Raw genomic sequence first — 17,160 nt, 5'->3', positions numbered from 1 at the left:
AGACCGCACTGAGCGGATTGGTCAATCTTGCACCAACACTGCGGTCATTACCCTGCCATCGACCAACCCTTAGGCTGGCTACACAACAATAATTGTGGAGCCAAGCATGACGATGTCTATCGAACTGGTGCGCCAGCTCACCGAAGAACAGATTGCCTTTGTCCAGCGCAGCGGCCTCAAGGCCGAAGTGCTCGAACCGGGCCACGTGCGCCTGCTGATGCCGCTGGCGGGCAACCAGAACCATATCGGCAGCATGTACGCCGGCGCGCTGTTCACCCTGGCGGAAATTCCCGGCGGCGCGCTGTTTCTTACCAGCTTCGATGCCCAGCGCTTTTACCCCATCATCAAGGAAATGAACCTGCGCTTTCGCCGCCCCGCCACCGGCGATATCTGGGTCGAGGCACGCCTTACCACGGAAGAAATCCAGCAACTGCAAAAGCACGCAGCAGAACTCGGCAAAGCCGAGTATGTTTTACAGTTGCAGCTAACCGATGAGAGTGGTGAAGTAGTGGCCGAGAGTCGCGGCCTGTACCAATTACGCGCACGCTGACACCCGACCTTGCCCTGGGTCAAAAGTCCAGCTATGACTCGAGGTCACAATAAATGTGCCGACATGCATCGGCAGGAGAACGCCGACCATGCCCAGTCACATCCTTATTGCCCACGACCTGCGCGACACCGCCGACATGGCGCTATGCCGTGCCACCCAGTTGGCCAAGCAGTTCAACGCCAAACTGACCATCCTGCATGTGCTCGACCCGAATAAAAGCACCCAGGAACGCGAACAGGCCAAGCAGGCCCTGGATCGCAGCCTGACCCAGTACGCCCCACCCGACAGCCAGTTGCTGATCCGCACCGGTATCAAACCCTCAGAAGTGGTACTGCAGCAGCTCAATGAGCTGGGTTGCGACCTGCTGGTACTCGGTGGCCATCACCAGCGCCACGACTTTTTCTCCGGCACCAGCCTCGATCGCATTGCCCGCAACTGCCCGGTGCCGTTGCTGCTGGTGGCGCGTAACGACTCACGCCCGTATGAGCGCGCTATGGCCGCCATCGACTTCTCGCTGTGTGCCTGCAGCGCCCTTGGCCAGGCCTATCGCCTGCTGCCGGAAACCGCCGAACTGCATGCCCTGCACGTCTTCGAGCCGAACAAAGGCACGCCCAAGCAGGTCGAAGCGCAACTGGCCACGCAGAAAGCCCTGATCAACCAATTGCTGGAGGATGAAGCGCAGAATCTGCCGGAAAAAGGCCCGACCCTGACCCACTCGGTCGAGCAAGGCGGCATCCTGCGCTGCCTGCAAGCGCGCCTGAAAAGCACCAACACTGAACTGCTGGTACTCGGCAGCCACGGCCGCAGCGCACTGTCGCAAGCCCTGCTCGGTAGCCTGGCGCAGCACTTCCTACACAAGGCGCCCTGCGATATCTACGTGGTGCGCTGAAGGCTACCAAGCCCAAACACCAAACAAGACTAAGCTACCTAGCATCATCAGCGCTCTAGCGTGAAGGCCATGAAGCCACACCCCCTAGTCACCCTGAACCGAGCACTGGCCCTGCTCGGTTTTTTTGCCTGCATCCTCGCCGTCACCGCTCCACAGGCAAGACCGCTGAATATCGTCACCATCGACATACCGCCCTTCGGCATGACCGCTGAAGATGGCCAGTTACACGGCATCATGTACGAAATCAGCAACCGCATCGCCGCCCAGGCCGGTTTCACCTCACGCAATATGCTGCTGCCCTATGCGCGCACCGTAATAGAGCTGAAGCATGGCCGTGCGGATTTTGTTCTGCGTTTTGATAATGATGATCTGGCTGAAGCGGCGATCAAGGTGGCGCCAATTTTTCCGTTGCAGGTGATTGTGCTGGCGGGGGCCGGCAAACGCCTGCGCACGTTCAATGACCTGCATGGCCTGACTATCGGCGTCATGCGCGGTGGGCACTTCAACGACGCGTTCGCCGCAGACCAGGCGATCAAAAAATTCCCCATCAATAATTACCAACAGGGGCTATCCATGGTGGTCAACGGTCGCATCGACGGTTTGATCGGCTCTGACCTGGGTATTTACACCGTGGCCGAAGGGATGAGGCTGACCCAGGCCACGTTCTCCCGGCCGTTGGTGTTAGGCGAGCAGTACTTCTGGCTGTTCTATTCGCGCAAAACCGCCGAGGAGGCAACTTTGGCTCGGCTTACCCAGGCGGTAGAGCAGCTACGCGAACGCGGCGCCTTTGAGCAGATCGTCCTGCGCCACGCGCGTGCCACTTATATGCGTAAAGGCTTTTCCCGGCCACCACGGCACACCACGCCACTTCTCTAGCGCGGCGTGACACCCACTATGACGCGGCGTTAAGCAGGTCATGCAGCTCGACAAACTGCTGGGTCAGTTTGTGGCTGCGATCCAGGTGGATCAGCGGCGTGCAGGCCTGATGTGACTCGCGCATTTTCACCGAACTCATCAGATTGACCGGCAGCACCGGTAAGCCCTCGGCGATCAACTCATCGAGCAGTTGCTGCGGCAGGGTGGCGCGCGGCTGGAACTGATTGACCACGATGCCCTCGACTTCCAGGCCCTCGTTGTGGTCTTCCTTAAGTTCGTCAATTTCGCGCAGCAAGCCATACAGCGCCTGACGCGAGAAGCTGTCGCAGTCGAACGGAATCAGCACACGGTCGGCGGCGATCAACGCGGAGACGGTGTAGAAATTCAGCGCCGGCGGGGTGTCCAGGTAAATCCGCTCGTAGTCTTCGCTGAGGTCTTCGAGCAGTTTGCGCAGCTTGTTGATCTTGTGCTTCTGCTCCAGCTTGGGCTGTAGGTCAGCCAACTCGGCGGTGGCAGTCACCACATGCAGGTTGTCGAACGGCGTTTCGTAGATATCCACGCTGCCTTTCTTGCCGAACGGCGCCGATGACAGGGTGCCCTTAAAGAACTCGGCAATACCCATGGGAATATCCTCGCCGGTCAGACCGGTGAGGTAATGGGTTGAATTGGCTTGGGCGTCCAGGTCGATCAGCAGCGTGCGATAGCCCTGGGAAGCGCTCACTGCGGCCAGGTTGCAGGCAATACTGGACTTACCTACACCGCCCTTCTGATTGAAGATCACGCGCCGCATAAAACACCCTCTGAGCACCGAAATGGTTCCGGATTCTATGCAAAGTACGTGAAAAGGGCGAGATTTTCGGCAAAACCGCGCTGCCTCCGGTCAGAACAGCAGGCCACGGATTTGCGCATGGTCCCTGCGGTCTGGATAATGCCAGCACTTCGCCACAGCTGCTGCCAAGCCCTGCGCTGGTTGCCGCTGGCTGTAGCCGACATGGATGCCCACCGCGTGACACATTTCAGGATCGAACAATGGCGTGCCTGGGCCCCTGGCCTGGACAGCACGGCTGACTGGTGCGCCTGGCATCAGGCGCCGTCGCGCCTGGTGGATGCGGGTGAGCAACCGGATGTCAGCGCACTGCCGGCCATGCAGCGCCGGCGCCTGAGCCGTCTGGCGCGGATGGCCTTTCACGTCGCCTGGCCGCTGGCCGAAGCGCACCCGCAATTGCCCATGGTGTTCGCCAGCCGGCACGGTGAAACTCCACGCACCCTGACTATTCTGACCGACCTGGCGCATGGCGAGCCGCTGTCGCCGACCCAGTTCAGCCTCTCGGTGCATAACGCGATCATCGGTCTGTGGTCGATCCAGCGCGGCGATCACAGCGAAATGACCGCCATTGCCGGCGCCGGCGATGGCCTGGAGAACGCCATCCTGGAAGCCTGCGGCATGCTCCACGACGGTGCACCCGCGGTGCTGCTGGTGATTGCCGAAGAAACTCCGCCCGAGGTTTACGCACCTTTTGTCGATGATGTGCCATTTCCCTATGCCGTTGGCCTGCTGCTGACGCCGGGTGATGACTGGCAACTGCAACTAAGCAGCGCCAATGGCGCTCAAAGCCAATGGCCCCACGCCCTCAACCTGGTCCGCGCCCTGTGCAGCGACCAACCCACCCTGCAACACCACTGGAAGAGCCGACAATGGACCTGGTCACGCAACAAGGCCTGAGCCGTTACAGCGCGCCCTATGTCTGGCGGCTGCTTGCTACGGCCCTGAGTTTCAGCCTGTTCGGCATCGGCGGCGTGCTGCTGCGCGTGCTGATCTTCCCGCTGCTCGCCCTGCTGCCGGGTGATGCCCTGAGCCGGCGCACCCGCGCCCGCGCGGTGATCAGCAAAACCTTCTACCTGTTCGTGCGTTTTATGTACCGCAGCGGCGTACTGACCTACGAGGTCGAAGGCATCGAACGCCTCGGCCAGCCGGGGCAGATGGTCATCGCCAACCACCCGTCGCTGATCGACGTGGTGGTGCTGATCGCCTTTATTCGCGATGCCAACTGCGTGGTCAAACAAAGCCTGTGGGATAACCCGAGCATGCGCGGGCCACTGCGCGCGGCCCATTACATCAGCAACAGCGGCAGCATGGACATGCTCGACGAAGCGGCCGGCGCCCTGCAGAGCGGCCAGACCCTGGTGATCTTCCCCGAAGGCACGCGCACCACGCCGGGGCAAGCACCGGCATTTCACCGTGGCGCGGCGGCCATCGCCCTGCGTGGCGCGCGCATCGTCACCCCGGTGGTGATCAGCGTCAGTCCCACCACCCTGACCAAGGCCGAGCCCTGGTACAGCATTCCGTCGCGCCGCTTTCACATTCGTCTGCGCGTAGGCGAGGATATTGACCCGCAACAGTTCAATGCCCTGGGATCGCCGCCGATAGCCTCACGCAAACTCAACGATGTTCTGCACCAACACTTTATGAAGGAGCTCGCCAAAGATGAGCGATTTACAGCTGGAAATTAAAAACCTGATCATCGATTCCCTGGGGCTTGAGGATATGGCCGCCGAAGACATCGCCGCCGACCTGACCCTGTTCGGTGAAGGCCTGGGCCTGGATTCGGTCGACGCCCTGGAACTTGGCTTGGCGATCCAGAAACGTTTCGGCATCAAGATCGACGCCGAAGCCAAGGACACCCGCAAGCACTTTGCCAACGTAGCCAGCCTGGCGGCATTCGTGTCATCGCAACAGACCGCCTGAGGAAGCCGCCGATGCAAACCCGTGAAGAGATTTTCGCCACCCTGCGCGATGCCCTGGTCGAGCTGTTCGAGCTGGACGCAGAACGCATTACGCCTGAAGCCAACCTCTATCAGGACCTTGAGATCGATAGCATCGACGCCGTGGACCTGATCGACCATATCAAACGCCAGACCGGCAAAAAGCTTGCGGCCGAGGAGTTCAAGGCCGTACGCACCGTCGGTGATGTGGTCGAGGCGGTGCTGCAGCTGGTCAACGCCCCAGCCAACGAATAATGAGTCGCCTATTTGGCCTGCTCCTGCTGCTGGCCGGGCTGCTCTACCCCTTTGCCGTGTACTACGGCATGCAGCATCTATCGCCGCGCCTGTTTGCCGGCGTGCTCGGCGGCCTGTGGCTGGTGCGTGCGCTGAGCCAATGGGGCAAGCCGGGCAACCGCTGGATGACCGCCGTGGCCCTGGGCTTCTGCCTGTTGCTCGGCCTGGCCGGTGAGCCTGAGTTGCTGCGCTGGTACCCGGTGCTGCTCAACGGCCTGCTGCTGGCGCTGTTCGGCCTGAGCCTGAAGTTCGGCCCGCCGCTGATCGAGCGCCTGGCGCGCCTGAGCGAGCCGCAACTGCCGGACGTGGCGGTGCGCTATACCCGCACCGTCACCCAGGTCTGGGCTTGGTTCTTCCTGGCCAACGGCCTGGTGGTGGTGGCGCTGAATGTCTGGGCGCCGCTGAGCTGGTGGACGCTGTATACCGGGCTGATTGCCTACGGCCTGATGGGCCTGCTGTTTGCCGGCGAGTGGCTGGTGCGCCAGCGTGTAAGGAGACATGAATGAACTGGCTGCCCCTCGAGCATCTATTGCTCGACGCCCACCCAGGGCGCGCAGTAACGGCCGATCTGGATCACCCCCAGCTGCGCCAGCAGGCCCTGCAACTGGCGGCTGCACTGCAAGGCCGTGGCGTAAAGCGCCTGGCGCTGTACCTCGACGACGCCGCTGAACTGGCCATCGCCCTGCTGGCCGCCTGGCGCGCCGGGATTGCCGTGCTATTGCCAGCCGATGCCCAGCCGCAAACCCGTCAGCACCTCGGCAGCCAGTGCGACCTGTGGCTGGACAACCTCGATGGCCTGCTTAGCCCCGAAAGCGCTGCACTGCCGCCGGCCCCGCTCGATCTCGACCAGTGCCGACTAACCCTGTGCACCTCCGGCTCCAGCGGCGCAGCCAAGCTGATCGACAAATCCCTGCGTCAGTTGGCCAATGAAGTGACCGCCCTGGAGCAACTGTGGGGCGAACAACTGGGCGACGCGACCATCCTCGGCAGCGTCGCCACCCAGCATATCTACGGCCTGCTGTTTCGCGTGCTCTGGCCGCTATGCGCCGGCCGCGCCTTCCAACGCCGCGCCCAGCCGTTCCCCGAAGATTTACAGCGTGAAAGCCTGGCAACCGGCACTGATTTCGCCTGGGTGGCTAGCCCCGCGCTATTAAAGAGAATGGGCGACAATCTGGACTGGCACGCACTGCGCCAGGTACGCCAGGTGTTCTCCTCCGGCGGCGCGCTGCCAGCGGAAACCGCCGCCGAATTACACGGCCTGCTTGGCCAATGGCCCACGGAAATCTATGGCAGCTCGGAAACCGGCGGCATCGCCTGGCGTCAGGGCGGTGAGTTGTGGACGCCGTTTGTCGGCATCCAATTGGGCCAAGACGAAGCTGGTGCACTCAACCTGACCTCGCCCTATCTACCGGCCGGCCACCGCGAGCAGACCGCCGATGCGGTGGAACTGCAGGCCGACGGCCGCTTCGCCCTGCGCGGCCGCCTGGACCGGATTATCAAGCTGGAAGAAAAACGTATCTCCCTGCCCATGCTCGAACAGGCGCTAAGCAGCCACCAATGGCTCAGCGACGCGCGCCTCGGCGTGGTGCAGCAAGGCCGCGCCTACCTCGGCGCCCTGGTGGCCTTGAGCCCGGCTGGCCTGCATGCCCTGCGCAACCAGGGGCGCAAGACCGTCACGGAAACCCTGCGTCGCCATCTGGCCGACCATTGCGAAGCCATCGCCCTGCCCCGCCGCTGGCGCCTGCTCGCGCAGCTGCCTTACAACAGTCAGGGCAAGCTGGCGCAGGCCGCAGTGGAAGCGCTGCTGGCGGAGCCACGACCGACCCAGGTAGAGCCGCTGTCGGCCACCGAGCAGGACGGCGAATGGCAGCTGGAGCTGGAGGTACCGCTGGACCTCGCCCATTTCTCCGGCCATTTCCCGCAGACCCCGGTACTGCCTGGCGTGGTGCAGATCGACTGGGCGCAGCAACTGGCGCGCAGTCTGATCGCCGATTTGCCACCGCGCTTCAGCGGCATGGAAGTGCTGAAATTCCAGCAATTGGTGCGCCCCGGTGATCGGCTGCAACTGAGCCTGCGTTTTGACGCCGCACGCGGAAAGCTGTACTTCGCCTTCCGCAATGGCGAAGCGGCCTGCTCATCCGGGCGGATTCTGCTGGGGCCAGCACAATGAATGGTTTGTGTAGGTTGGCGTTGAGCGCCGCGATACCCAACAGCGGTTCGATGGGTATCGCTGCGCTCAACCCATCCTACGGGGCCGCGATCCATGCATAAGCCCTGCGCCGTTATTCCGGTGTACAACCACGAGCACGCGCTGCCCGTGGTGGTCGCCGCGCTGCATGCGGCTGGCCTGCCCTGCGTACTGGTGGACGATGCGTCGAGCCCGGCCTGCGCGGCAGTGATGGATCAGTTGGCCACCCAGCCCGATACCCATTTGCTGCGCCTGCCGGTCAACCAGGGCAAGGGTGGCGCGGTCATGGCCGGCTTGCGGGAAGCGGCCCGGCTGGGCTTTAGCCATGCGCTGCAGGTGGACGCCGATGGTCAGCATGATCTGGGCGACCTGCCGCATTTCATCAACGCCTCGCAAGCCGCCCCTGAGGCGCTGATCTGCGGTTACCCGCAGTACGACGAGAGCGTGCCGAAAGGCCGCCTCTATGCGCGCTACCTGACCCATGTGTGGGTGTGGATCAACACCCTGTCGCTGAGCATCCGCGATTCCATGTGCGGCTTTCGCGTGTACCCGCTGCCAGCCACCCTGGCGCTGATCGACAGGGTAAAGATCGGCAAGCGCATGGATTTCGACACCGAAGTCCTGGTGCGCCTGGCTTGGCGCAATCAGCCCATGCACTGGCTGCCGACCAAGGTGCATTACCCGCTGGATGGCCTCTCGCACTTTCGCCTGTGGCACGACAACGCACTGATTTCCCTGATGCACACCAAGCTGTTCTTCGGCATGTTGCTGCGCGCTCCACAGATTCTCTGGCGCAGGTGGCGCGCATGAGTGGCCAGCAGCACTGGGCCGGACAGCGCGAGCGCGGCAGCTTTGTCCTGATGAAATTCACCGCCTGGCTGGCGCGCCTGCTCGGCCGCCGGCTGATCAGCCCGCTGCTGTATTTGATCGTGCTGTATTTCTATCTGTTCGGCGCCAAGGCGCGGCGCAGCATCCGCCAGTACCAGCGCAACCTGGCCAACTGGAGCGGCCGCACCGAACTGCAACCCACTCGCCGGTCGGTATTCCGTCATTTTATGAGCTTCGCCGATACCCTGCTGGACAAGCTCGATGTGTGGAATGGCCAGCTCGGCATGCAACAGGTAACCCTGATCGACCCGGGCAACGCCTGCGTCCAGCTGCACCAGCAAGGCCGTGGGCAGATGCTGGTAGCCGCACACCTGGGCAACCTGGAAGTCTGCCGCGCCCTGGCCGAGCTCGGCGAGCAGGTGACGATGAATGTGCTGGTGCACACCAAACATGCCGAACAGTTCAACCGCCTGCTCGGTGAGGCCGGCGCCACCCATTTGCGCCTGATTCAGGTCAGCGAACTGGACGCGGCGATCATGCTGCAATTGTCCGAGCGCCTGGAACGCGGCGAGTGGCTGGCGATTGCCGGCGACCGCGTACCGCTCACGGGCAGCCGCAAGGTCAGCGTGGACTTTCTCGGCAAGCCCGCCGCCTTCCCGCAAGGCCCGTGGCTGCTGGCCGGGCTGCTGCAATGCCCGGTCAGGCTGATTCACTGCCTGAAAATCGACAACCGCTATCAGGTGATCATCGAACCCTTCGCCGAGCGCCTGCACTGGAAGCGCAGCGAACGGGATGAGGTGATCCGCCACTGGACCCAGCGCTACGCCGACCAGCTCGCGCAGCGTTGCCTGGATGCGCCCCTGCAATGGTTCAATTTCTACCCGTTCTGGAATGAAGATGACGACACATCAGCCTGATCCCATCGTGTTTGGCGAACGCCCCCTGAGCATCGAGCAGGTTGTCGCCCTGGCCAACCGCAGCGCTCCGGCGCAGCTGCAGAGCGATGCCGCCTACCGCGAAAAAATCGCCAAGGGCGCGCGCTTTCTCGACAGCCTGCTGGACAAGGAAGGCGTGATCTACGGCGTCACCACCGGCTACGGCGACTCCTGCGTGGTGGCCGTGCCGCTGCATCAGGTCGAGGCCCTGCCGCGCCATCTGTACACCTTCCACGGCTGCGGCCTGGGCAAACTGCTCGATGAAGCCAGCACCCGCGCCGTTCTCGCCGCACGCCTGCAGTCGCTGTGCCAGGGCGTGTCCGGGGTGCGCGTGGAGCTGTTGGAGCGCCTGCAGGCCTTTCTCGAATTTGATGTGCTGCCACTGATTCCGGAAGAAGGCTCGGTGGGTGCCAGTGGCGACCTGACCCCGCTGTCCTATGTCGCCGCCACCCTGTCCGGTGAACGCGAGGTGATGTACCAGGGTGAGCGCCGCAGCGCCATCGACGTGCACAACGAGCTGGGCTGGACGCCGCTGACCCTGCGCCCCAAGGAAGCCCTGGCACTGATGAACGGCACCGCCGTGATGACCGCCCTGGCCTGCCAGGCCTATTCGCGCGCCGACTACCTGCTGAAATTGGCCACGCGCATCACCGCACTCAACGTGGTGGCGCTGGAAGGCAACCCGGAACACTTCGACGAACGCCTGTTCGCCGCCAAGCCGCACCCGGGGCAGATGCAGGTCGCCGCCTGGCTGCGTCAGGACTTGGCCATCGACGCACCCACCGCGCCACTGCATCGCCTGCAGGACCGCTACTCGCTGCGCTGTGCGCCGCATGTGCTGGGTGTGCTGGCCGACAGCCTGGGGCTGCTGCGCCAATTTATCGAGATCGAGCTGAATAGCGCCAACGACAACCCGCTGATCGACGCCGAAGCCGAACGGGTGCTGCACGGCGGGCACTTCTACGGCGGGCATATCGCCTTCGCCATGGACAGCCTGAAAAACCTGGTGGGCAACGTCGCCGATCTGCTCGATCGGCAGCTCGCCCTGCTGGTCGACACCCGCTACAACCACGGCCTGCCGAGCAACCTGTCCGGCGCACCAAGCGTCAGCGCGATGATCAACCACGGCTTCAAGGCCGTACAGATCGGCACCAGCGCCTGGACCGCCGAAGCGCTGAAAAACACCATGCCGGCCAGCGTATTCTCGCGCTCCACCGAATGCCACAACCAGGACAAGGTGAGCATGGGCACCATCGCCGCCCGCGACGCCCTGCGCAGCCTGGAGCTGACCGAACAGGTCGCCGCCGCCACCCTGCTGGCCGCCAACCAGGGCGTCTGGCTGCGCCAGCGCGACGGCAAGATGCATATCCCGGCCCCCATCGCCGCCATGCGCGAACAGCTGGCCGTGGACTTCCACCCGGTGATCGAAGACCGCGCCCTGGAAGGCGAACTGCGCCTGTGCCTGCTGCGTATCCGCGAACAGCACTGGAGGCTCTATGCGTAGCAAAGGCGTATTGCAGGTGGAGATCGAACTGCAGGTGCCGTTCTTCGATGTCGACATGATGGAAGTGGTCTGGCACGGCCACTACGTCAAATACTTCGAACAAGCGCGCTGCGCCCTGCTCGACAAACTCGGCCACAACTACGTACAGATGCGCGACGCCGGCTACGCCTGGCCGGTGATCGACCTGCAGGTTCGCTATATCCGTGGCGCGCAGTTCGGCCAGACGATCATCGTGCGTGCCGACCTGGTGGAGTGGGAAAACCGCCTGAAGATCAACTACCTGATCACTGACGCCGCCAGCGGTGAACGCATGACCCGTGGCAGCAGCGTGCAGGTGGCGGTGGAAATCGCCACCCGCGAGATGCAGTTCGCTTCGCCCAAGGTGCTGATCGATGCCGTTGAAAAGGTGTTGGCGTGAACAGCCTTTTGACCGGATTGAGCTCAGCGCTCAACCCCTGTCTAACGGAGATGTTGGAGCGGGGACCCTCCCCGTCAGAAGGCCGAGCGCAATCGCCACGCAAGGGGATGAGCCGCATGGATGCGGCGAAAGGCGTAAAGGGCCAGGGACGGCCCTTGTACGCCGGCCCCTGGAGTGGTGATGGAGCGAGGGAAGTCGAGCGCAGCGAGACCCGGATGTCGGGGTGCCCTTCTTTTTGGTTACTTTTTCTTGGGCAAGCAAGAAAAAGTGACGCGCCCGAGGGGGCGCAACCCAAGCGCAAACTCACCGCGACAATAGGCCTAACGCTGAGCCTGCTGCTCTTAACCACCCAAGTCCACGCCTTCGACCTCGACCAACTCAGCGCCCAGCTGGCCAAGCCCGCCGTGGTCCGTGGCCCGCTGATTCAGGAAAAGCACCTACGTGCCCTGCCGCAGCCGCTGACCAGTCGTGGCCAATTTGTCCTCAGCCGTGACCTCGGCCTGCTCTGGCAGCTGCAAAGCCCGCTCAAGCAGGATTACCGCATCGACAGCCAGGGCATCGCCAAACGCACGCCCAGCGGCTGGCAAGCGCAGCCCGGGCAGGATGTTGCTGCCCAGCAGAGCCGGCTATTTCTTGCCGTGCTCAAGGGCGACCATAGCGGCCTGGCGCGGGATTTCGAGTTGCACTTAAGCGGCAGCGCCGAGGCCTGGCAACTGCGCCTCACCCCCCGCTCGCCACTGCTTAAGCAGATATTCGACAGTATTCAGATCGAGGGCGGCGCGCTGGTGCAGCGCATTGAACTGCAGGAAACCCAGGGCGACCACAGCGTGCTGCGCCTGCCGGAAAGCCAGGCCGGCGATGCCTTAAGTGAGCAGGAGCACCGCGATTTTGCCCAGTGAACGCTGGCTGCCGCGCGGCTTTCTGCTGCTGCTTGCAGCGCTGCTGGCGCTCGCTGCCTGGCAATGGCGTAACGGCCCGCCCATTGCAGCAGATATGCTCGCGCTGTTGCCGGCTGGTAGTGGCGATGAATTGGTGCAGCAAGCCGAACAGCGTATGCAGGAGCCGCTCAATCGCGACCTGCTGCTGTTGATTGGCCACCCGCAGCGCGACCAGGCGATTGCCCTGGTGCAGCACGTGGGCGAGCAGTGGCGCGGCAGCGGGCGCTTTGCTCAGGTGCAGTGGAACCTCGACAGCGACCTTGCCGCGCTGCGCGATTACCTGCGCAGCAACCGCCTGGCCCTGCTGCCGATAGCGGATCGCCAGCTGTTGCTGGAACAACCGCAACAACTGATCGAACAACGCGCCGCCCAGCTGTTCGACACTTTCGCCGGTTTCAGCCTGCTGCCCATCGAGCAGGATTGGCTGGGTCTGGGGACGCGCGCGCAGCAGGCGCTGAATCCCGGCAGCCGTATTCAGGCCGACCTCAGTAGCGGCGCGCTGCTGCTGGAGGAACCCGGCATAACCTGGGCCCTGCTGCGCGCCAGCGCCGAGGGCAGCGCCTTCGATATGCAGGAACCGCCGCTGATTGCCGCCCAGCTTGCCGCTACCCGCGCACAGGTCGAAACCGTCGGCGGCCAACTGCTGGCGGCCGGCGGCGTGCTGTACGCTGCCGCCGGCCAGGCCAAGGCCAGCCGCGAGATCAGCCTGATTGGCGGCGGTGCCACGCTCGGCACCCTGCTGCTGTTGCTGCTGGCCTTCCGCCGCGTGCGGGTGCTGGTCAGCCTGTTGCCGATCGGCATGGCGCTGCTGGCTGGCTGCACCGCCTGCGTGCTGGTGTTTGGTCAGATCAACGCCCTGACCCTGGTACTGGGGGCCAGCCTGATCGGGGTCGCCGCCGATTACCCGCAACACTACTTAAGCAAGAGCTGGAGCAACCTCGCGGGCGCGGATGGCTGGAGCAGCTGGGGCGCGCTGCGCGCCACCCTGCCGGGCCTGAGCCTGAGCCTGGGCACCAACCTGATCGGCTACCTGGCGCTGGCCTTTACCCCCTTTCCGGCGTTAACCCAGGTCGCACTGTTCTCCGCCGCCGGTTTGATTGCCGCCTACCTGTGTTCAGTGTGCCTGCTGCCGGCCTGGCTGCGCGGGCTGCGGCTAAACCCATCACCGCAGCTGCTGAGCTTTAGCCAAGGTCTGCTGGCCAGACGGGCACGCCTGCTGGGCAAAATCGGCAGCGCGCCGCTGCTGGTGCTGTTGCTGCTGTTTTGCGCCGGCGGGCTGTGGCAGCTGCATACACAGAATGACCTGCGCCAGTGGCTCGGCCAGGAGCCGCAGCTGTTGGCCGAAGCCCAGCGCATTGCCGAGCTGACCGGGCAACAGCCCACCAGCCAGTTCTTTCTGGTGCGCGCGGCTAACCCGCAGCAGCTGCTGGAACGCCAGGCGGCATTGAGCCAGCGCCTGGATCAGGCGGTGCAGAAGGGTCAGTTACGTGGCTACCGCGCCCTCAGCCAACTGGTCGCTCCGGACAGTCAATTGCAGGCGCTACGTACAGCACTGGCGGCGTTGCCGCAGCACTGGCAACCGCTGCTCGACCTGGGCATTCCACCGGACGCGCTGCAGAACGAATTAGTGGAACTGCAACAGAACAACCAGGCCAGCCTGGAGCAAGCTCTGGCCAGCCCCCTGGGCGAAGCCTGGCGCCCGCTATGGCTGGGCGCTCATACAGATGGCGTAGCCGGGCTGGTCAGCCTGCAAGGACTCAGCAACAGCAGCGAACTCCAGCCGCTGGTTGAGGGCCTGCCGGGGGTGCAACTGGTGGATCGGATCAGCGAACTCAACACGCTGTTTAGCGCCACCCAACTTAGCGCTGCCGAATTAAAACTCATCTCCAGCGTGGCGATCCTGTTGCTGCTGTGCCTGCCGTTCGGCCTCGGTGGCGCGCTGCGGGTGGTCTGCCTGCCGCTGCTGGCAGCGCTGACAGCGCTGGCCTGCCTCGGGTGGCTGGGCCAGCCGCTGACCCTGTTCAGCCTGTTCGGCCTGCTGTTGATCACCGCCATCGGCGTCGACTACGCGATTCTGATGCGCGAAAACATCGGCGGACCGGCGGTCAGCCTGCTCGGCACCCTGCTCTCGGCGCTGACCAGCTGGTTATCGTTCGGCCTGCTGTTGATCAGCGACACCCCGGCGATTGCCAACTTCGGCCTGGCGATCAGCCTTGGCCTGCTGTTCTGCTTTCTGCTCGCGCCCTGGGCCGGCACTCGGCAGACCACCGCTCACCGGACGCAGACGCTATGACCATCGCCCTGGCCTGGCTGGCGTTGCTCGCGTTATTTGCCCTGGTGACCTGGCTGGGCAAACGCCTGCGCCTGATCCCAATTGTCAGCCAGTTGCTGCTGGCCACCCTGGGCCTGCCGCTGCTGATGCTGTGGACCACGCCGCTGGGCTTCGGCGCCCGCGAACTGCTCGCGCCAGTGTGGCTGGAGCCCTTGTATGGCGTGGCCTTCTGCCTGTTGCTGGGGCATATCCTCAGTGATGTGGTCGATCTGCAGCTGGAGCCCGGCAGCCTGCAGATCGCCCTGCCGAGTTTCTTTGTGCCGTTCCTCTGCGGCCTGGCCTGCGCGGTCTGGCTGCTGCCGGAGCAGGGCCTGCTGGCCGATATTGCCGTGGGCCTGCTGTTTGCCCTGACCGCCATCCCGGTGCTGTTTCTCTACCTGCAACACCTCGGCTACCCGGTGGGCAAGATCCGCCAGTTGCTGCAGGCGGCGATCATCATGGACCTGCTCTGCTGGCTGATCTTCGGCCTGGCCCAGGGCAGCAGCGACCCGGCCACCCTGCTCTGGCCGCTGCTGGCCGCTGGCCTGCCGCTGCTGTTGAAGCTGCTACCACTGCGTTCGGCGCGGCTTAACGGCACCTGCTTTCTCGCCCTGCTGCTGGCGATGCAGCAGCTGCAGCTGAATGCCCTGGTGTTCGGCATCGCCTACCTGCTGCTGCTCACCGCCCTGCGCCTGCCTTTGCGTCTGCCGCTGCCGAGCGTCTGGATGCGCTGGCTGCAAACCTGGCTGGCAGTACCGCTGATCCTGGCCTTCGGCCTGCTGCAGATCGACTGGCTCGACGCCTGGCTGGGGTATTCTGCCTGGCAGTTTGCCGCGTTGTTGCTGCTGCCGATCATCAGCAAACTGGCCGGTAACTGGCTGGGCCTGAGCTGGGCCGCCGGGCAAGTGCGCGCCTATGCCGGGCAGTGGCGCGAAAGTCTGCTGTTGAACACCCGCGGCCTGACGGAAATCATCTTTCTCAATCTGCTGCTGCAGCAGCAGATCATCAGCCCGGCCCTGTATTTCGCCCTGATGCTGATGGGCCTGATCTCGACCCTGTTACCGGCCCTGGCCGGTGCTTACCCACTCGCCGCCACGCATGAGGCCAGAAGCCGCTATGAAGTCTCTTGAAGTCGAACAACGTCAGGTTGTAGTCATAGGTGCCGGCCCGTCCGGGGCGATTGCCGGCGCGCTACTCAAGCGCAACGGCCATGACGTGCTGGTGCTGGAGCGCCAGCGCTTCCCACGCTTCTCGATTGGCGAGAGTCTGCTGTCGCACTGCCTGGACTTCGTCGAGGAAGCCGGGATGCTCGATGCGGTGCGTGCGGCGGGCTTCCAGACCAAGCATGGCGCGGCCTTTGGCTGGGGCGAGCGCTACACCGAATTCGATTTTCGCGACACCTTTACCAAAGGCCAAGGCTCGACCTACCAGGTGCTGCGCGCCGATTTCGACAAGCTGCTGGCCGACCAGGCCGAGTTGCAGGGCGTGGAAATCCGCTATGAAGAGGAAATCTTCGCCGTCGACTTTAGCGGCGACTGCCCGCGCCTGAGCGTGCGCCGCCTGGCCGATGGCCATGAGTACCAGGTCGAATGCGCCTTCGTTCTCGATGGCAGCGGCTACGGCCGCGTGCTGCCGCGCCTGCTCGACCTCGACCTGCCGTCGAGCTTCCCGGTGCGTCAGGCGGTGTTTACCCACGTCGAAGACCGTAGCCAAGGCAGCGGTTTCGACCGCGAGAAGATCCTCATCACCACCCACCCGACCCTGCGCGATGTGTGGTTCTGGACCATCCCGTTCAGCAACGGCCGCTGCTCGCTGGGCGTGGTCGCCGATGCCACCCGCTATCAGGGTCGCCCAGCGGATCTGGATGCCTGCCTCAAGCAATTTATCGAGGAGACGCCCAGCCTGCACAAGGTGCTGAAAAATGCCGTGTGGGATACCCCGGCGCGCAGCATTGGCGGCTACGCGGCCAACGTGAAAACCCTGCACGGTCCAGGCTTTGCCCTGCTCGGCAACGCCGCAGAATTCCTCGACCCGGTGTTCAGCTCCGGGGTGACCATCGCCATGCGTTCGGCGAGCATGGCCGCGAGCCTGCTGCACCGCCAGCTCAGCGGCGAGACGGTGGACTGGGAGCAGGACTTTGCTAGTCCGCTTAAGCGCGGCGTCGATACCTTCCGCGTGTATGTCGAGGGCTGGTACGACGGCAGCTTCCAGGACGTGATCTATTTCGAGAAGGCCCAGCCGGAAATCCGCCGGATGATCAGCTCGATCCTCGCCGGCTACGCCTGGGATGAGAAAAACCCCTATGTCGCCGAACCGCGCCGCCGCCTGCGGGTGCTCGCCGAACTCTGCGCCACTAGCCAATAAGGATATTTATGAGCAACCCGGCCGCCACCTACGTCGAGGAAACCCGCTTCGGCTTCTGGTTCTTGCAGAGCCACGTCTGGCAGCACCATGTGCTGCGCGTGGCGATCAATGACCTGCGCGGTCTGTTCGCCGGCCCGCTACCGGAAGCCCCGGTGCTGCTGGATGCCGGCTGCGGCCAGGGCAAGTCCTTCGGCCTGCTCGCTGAGGCGTTTGCGCCTGCGCGGATAATCGGTCTGGATGCCGACTCGCATAGCCTCGACTGCTCCCGTGCCGAGGCGGAACGTCTGGGCCTGGATGTGCAA

Annotated in this window: 19 protein-coding genes; 18 read left to right on the top strand and 1 reads right to left on the bottom strand. The window is 63.8% G+C overall.

Going from position 1 to position 17,160, the window contains the following annotated elements; translation table 11 throughout:
• Nucleotides 1–106: 106 nt before the first annotated feature.
• The 3 genes from WA145_RS07880 (at nucleotide 107) to WA145_RS07870 (ending at nucleotide 2,315) form a co-directional block, all read left to right on the top strand.
• Nucleotides 107–550, top strand: a complete 444-nt coding sequence (locus tag WA145_RS07880) for a YiiD C-terminal domain-containing protein (protein WP_422581040.1) — start codon at nucleotides 107–109, stop codon at nucleotides 548–550.
• Nucleotides 551–638: 88 nt separating this feature from the next.
• Nucleotides 639–1,439 carry a universal stress protein gene (locus WA145_RS07875; RefSeq protein WP_422581039.1) on the top strand — a complete coding sequence of 267 codons (801 nt, stop codon included), beginning with the start codon at nucleotides 639–641 and terminating at the stop codon, nucleotides 1,437–1,439.
• A gap of 69 nt (nucleotides 1,440–1,508) precedes the next feature.
• A complete protein-coding gene (locus WA145_RS07870) occupies nucleotides 1,509–2,315 on the top strand; it encodes a substrate-binding periplasmic protein (protein WP_422581038.1) in 807 nt (268 codons plus the stop codon).
• Between the two features lie 16 nt (nucleotides 2,316–2,331).
• On the opposite strand, the gene WA145_RS07865 is transcribed toward WA145_RS07870, so the two are convergent.
• Nucleotides 2,332–3,105 (bottom strand): ParA family protein, encoded by a 774-nt coding sequence (locus tag WA145_RS07865; RefSeq protein WP_422581037.1) that lies wholly within the window; start codon nucleotides 3,103–3,105, stop codon nucleotides 2,332–2,334.
• Nucleotides 3,106–3,321: 216 nt separating this feature from the next.
• Here WA145_RS07865 and WA145_RS07860 point away from each other — a divergent pair, with 216 nt between their 5' ends.
• The 15 genes from WA145_RS07860 to WA145_RS07790 form a co-directional block, all read left to right on the top strand.
• Nucleotides 3,322–4,038: a beta-ketoacyl synthase chain length factor gene (locus tag WA145_RS07860; protein ID WP_422581036.1), complete on the top strand. Its 717-nt coding sequence runs from the start codon at nucleotides 3,322–3,324 to the stop codon at nucleotides 4,036–4,038.
• Nucleotides 4,011–4,826 carry a lysophospholipid acyltransferase family protein gene (locus tag WA145_RS07855; RefSeq protein ID WP_422581035.1) on the top strand — a complete coding sequence of 272 codons (816 nt, stop codon included), beginning with the start codon at nucleotides 4,011–4,013 and terminating at the stop codon, nucleotides 4,824–4,826. The genes WA145_RS07860 and WA145_RS07855 overlap by 28 nt, the downstream gene beginning before the upstream one ends.
• Nucleotides 4,801–5,061, top strand: coding sequence for a phosphopantetheine-binding protein (locus WA145_RS07850; protein ID WP_325505738.1), 261 nt, complete (start codon nucleotides 4,801–4,803; stop codon nucleotides 5,059–5,061). Before WA145_RS07855 ends, WA145_RS07850 begins: the two co-directional genes overlap by 26 nt.
• A gap of 11 nt (nucleotides 5,062–5,072) precedes the next feature.
• Nucleotides 5,073–5,333 carry an acyl carrier protein gene (locus WA145_RS07845; protein ID WP_422581034.1) on the top strand — a complete coding sequence of 87 codons (261 nt, stop codon included), beginning with the start codon at nucleotides 5,073–5,075 and terminating at the stop codon, nucleotides 5,331–5,333.
• Nucleotides 5,333–5,878 (top strand): hypothetical protein, encoded by a 546-nt coding sequence (locus tag WA145_RS07840; protein WP_422581033.1) that lies wholly within the window; start codon nucleotides 5,333–5,335, stop codon nucleotides 5,876–5,878. The genes WA145_RS07845 and WA145_RS07840 overlap by 1 nt, the downstream gene beginning before the upstream one ends.
• Nucleotides 5,875–7,542 (top strand): AMP-binding protein, encoded by a 1,668-nt coding sequence (locus WA145_RS07835; RefSeq protein ID WP_422581032.1) that lies wholly within the window; start codon nucleotides 5,875–5,877, stop codon nucleotides 7,540–7,542. Before WA145_RS07840 ends, WA145_RS07835 begins: the two co-directional genes overlap by 4 nt.
• A gap of 93 nt (nucleotides 7,543–7,635) precedes the next feature.
• Nucleotides 7,636–8,370: a glycosyltransferase family 2 protein gene (locus WA145_RS07830; RefSeq protein ID WP_422581031.1), complete on the top strand. Its 735-nt coding sequence runs from the start codon at nucleotides 7,636–7,638 to the stop codon at nucleotides 8,368–8,370.
• The gene (locus WA145_RS07825) at nucleotides 8,367–9,305 is read left to right on the top strand and encodes a glycosyl transferase (RefSeq protein WP_422581030.1); all 939 of its coding nucleotides are present in this window, start codon (nucleotides 8,367–8,369) and stop codon (nucleotides 9,303–9,305) included. The genes WA145_RS07830 and WA145_RS07825 overlap by 4 nt, the downstream gene beginning before the upstream one ends.
• A complete protein-coding gene (locus WA145_RS07820; protein ID WP_422581029.1) occupies nucleotides 9,286–10,827 on the top strand; it encodes an HAL/PAL/TAL family ammonia-lyase in 1,542 nt (513 codons plus the stop codon). Before WA145_RS07825 ends, WA145_RS07820 begins: the two co-directional genes overlap by 20 nt.
• A complete protein-coding gene (locus WA145_RS07815) occupies nucleotides 10,820–11,245 on the top strand; it encodes an acyl-CoA thioesterase (protein WP_422581028.1) in 426 nt (141 codons plus the stop codon). The genes WA145_RS07820 and WA145_RS07815 overlap by 8 nt, the downstream gene beginning before the upstream one ends.
• Before the next feature lie 215 nt (nucleotides 11,246–11,460).
• Nucleotides 11,461–12,144, top strand: a complete 684-nt coding sequence (locus WA145_RS07810) for an outer membrane lipoprotein carrier protein LolA (RefSeq protein ID WP_422581027.1) — start codon at nucleotides 11,461–11,463, stop codon at nucleotides 12,142–12,144.
• Nucleotides 12,134–14,476, top strand: coding sequence for an MMPL family transporter (locus WA145_RS07805; protein ID WP_422581041.1), 2,343 nt, complete (start codon nucleotides 12,134–12,136; stop codon nucleotides 14,474–14,476). Before WA145_RS07810 ends, WA145_RS07805 begins: the two co-directional genes overlap by 11 nt.
• A complete protein-coding gene (locus tag WA145_RS07800) occupies nucleotides 14,473–15,624 on the top strand; it encodes a sodium:proton antiporter (RefSeq protein WP_422581026.1) in 1,152 nt (383 codons plus the stop codon). The genes WA145_RS07805 and WA145_RS07800 overlap by 4 nt, the downstream gene beginning before the upstream one ends.
• Nucleotides 15,611–16,858: an NAD(P)/FAD-dependent oxidoreductase gene (locus tag WA145_RS07795; protein WP_422581025.1), complete on the top strand. Its 1,248-nt coding sequence runs from the start codon at nucleotides 15,611–15,613 to the stop codon at nucleotides 16,856–16,858. The genes WA145_RS07800 and WA145_RS07795 overlap by 14 nt, the downstream gene beginning before the upstream one ends.
• Before the next feature lie 8 nt (nucleotides 16,859–16,866).
• The coding region (locus WA145_RS07790; RefSeq protein ID WP_422581024.1) for a class I SAM-dependent methyltransferase at nucleotides 16,867–17,160 on the top strand (294 nt) is incomplete at its 3' end.

This window comes from Pseudomonas sp. (genome assembly GCF_049301935.1).
Taxonomy (GTDB): Bacteria; Pseudomonadota; Gammaproteobacteria; order Pseudomonadales; family Pseudomonadaceae; genus Aquipseudomonas.
The sequence above is the reverse complement of the archived record's forward strand: the minus strand, read 5'-3'. Positions and strand labels throughout refer to the sequence as shown.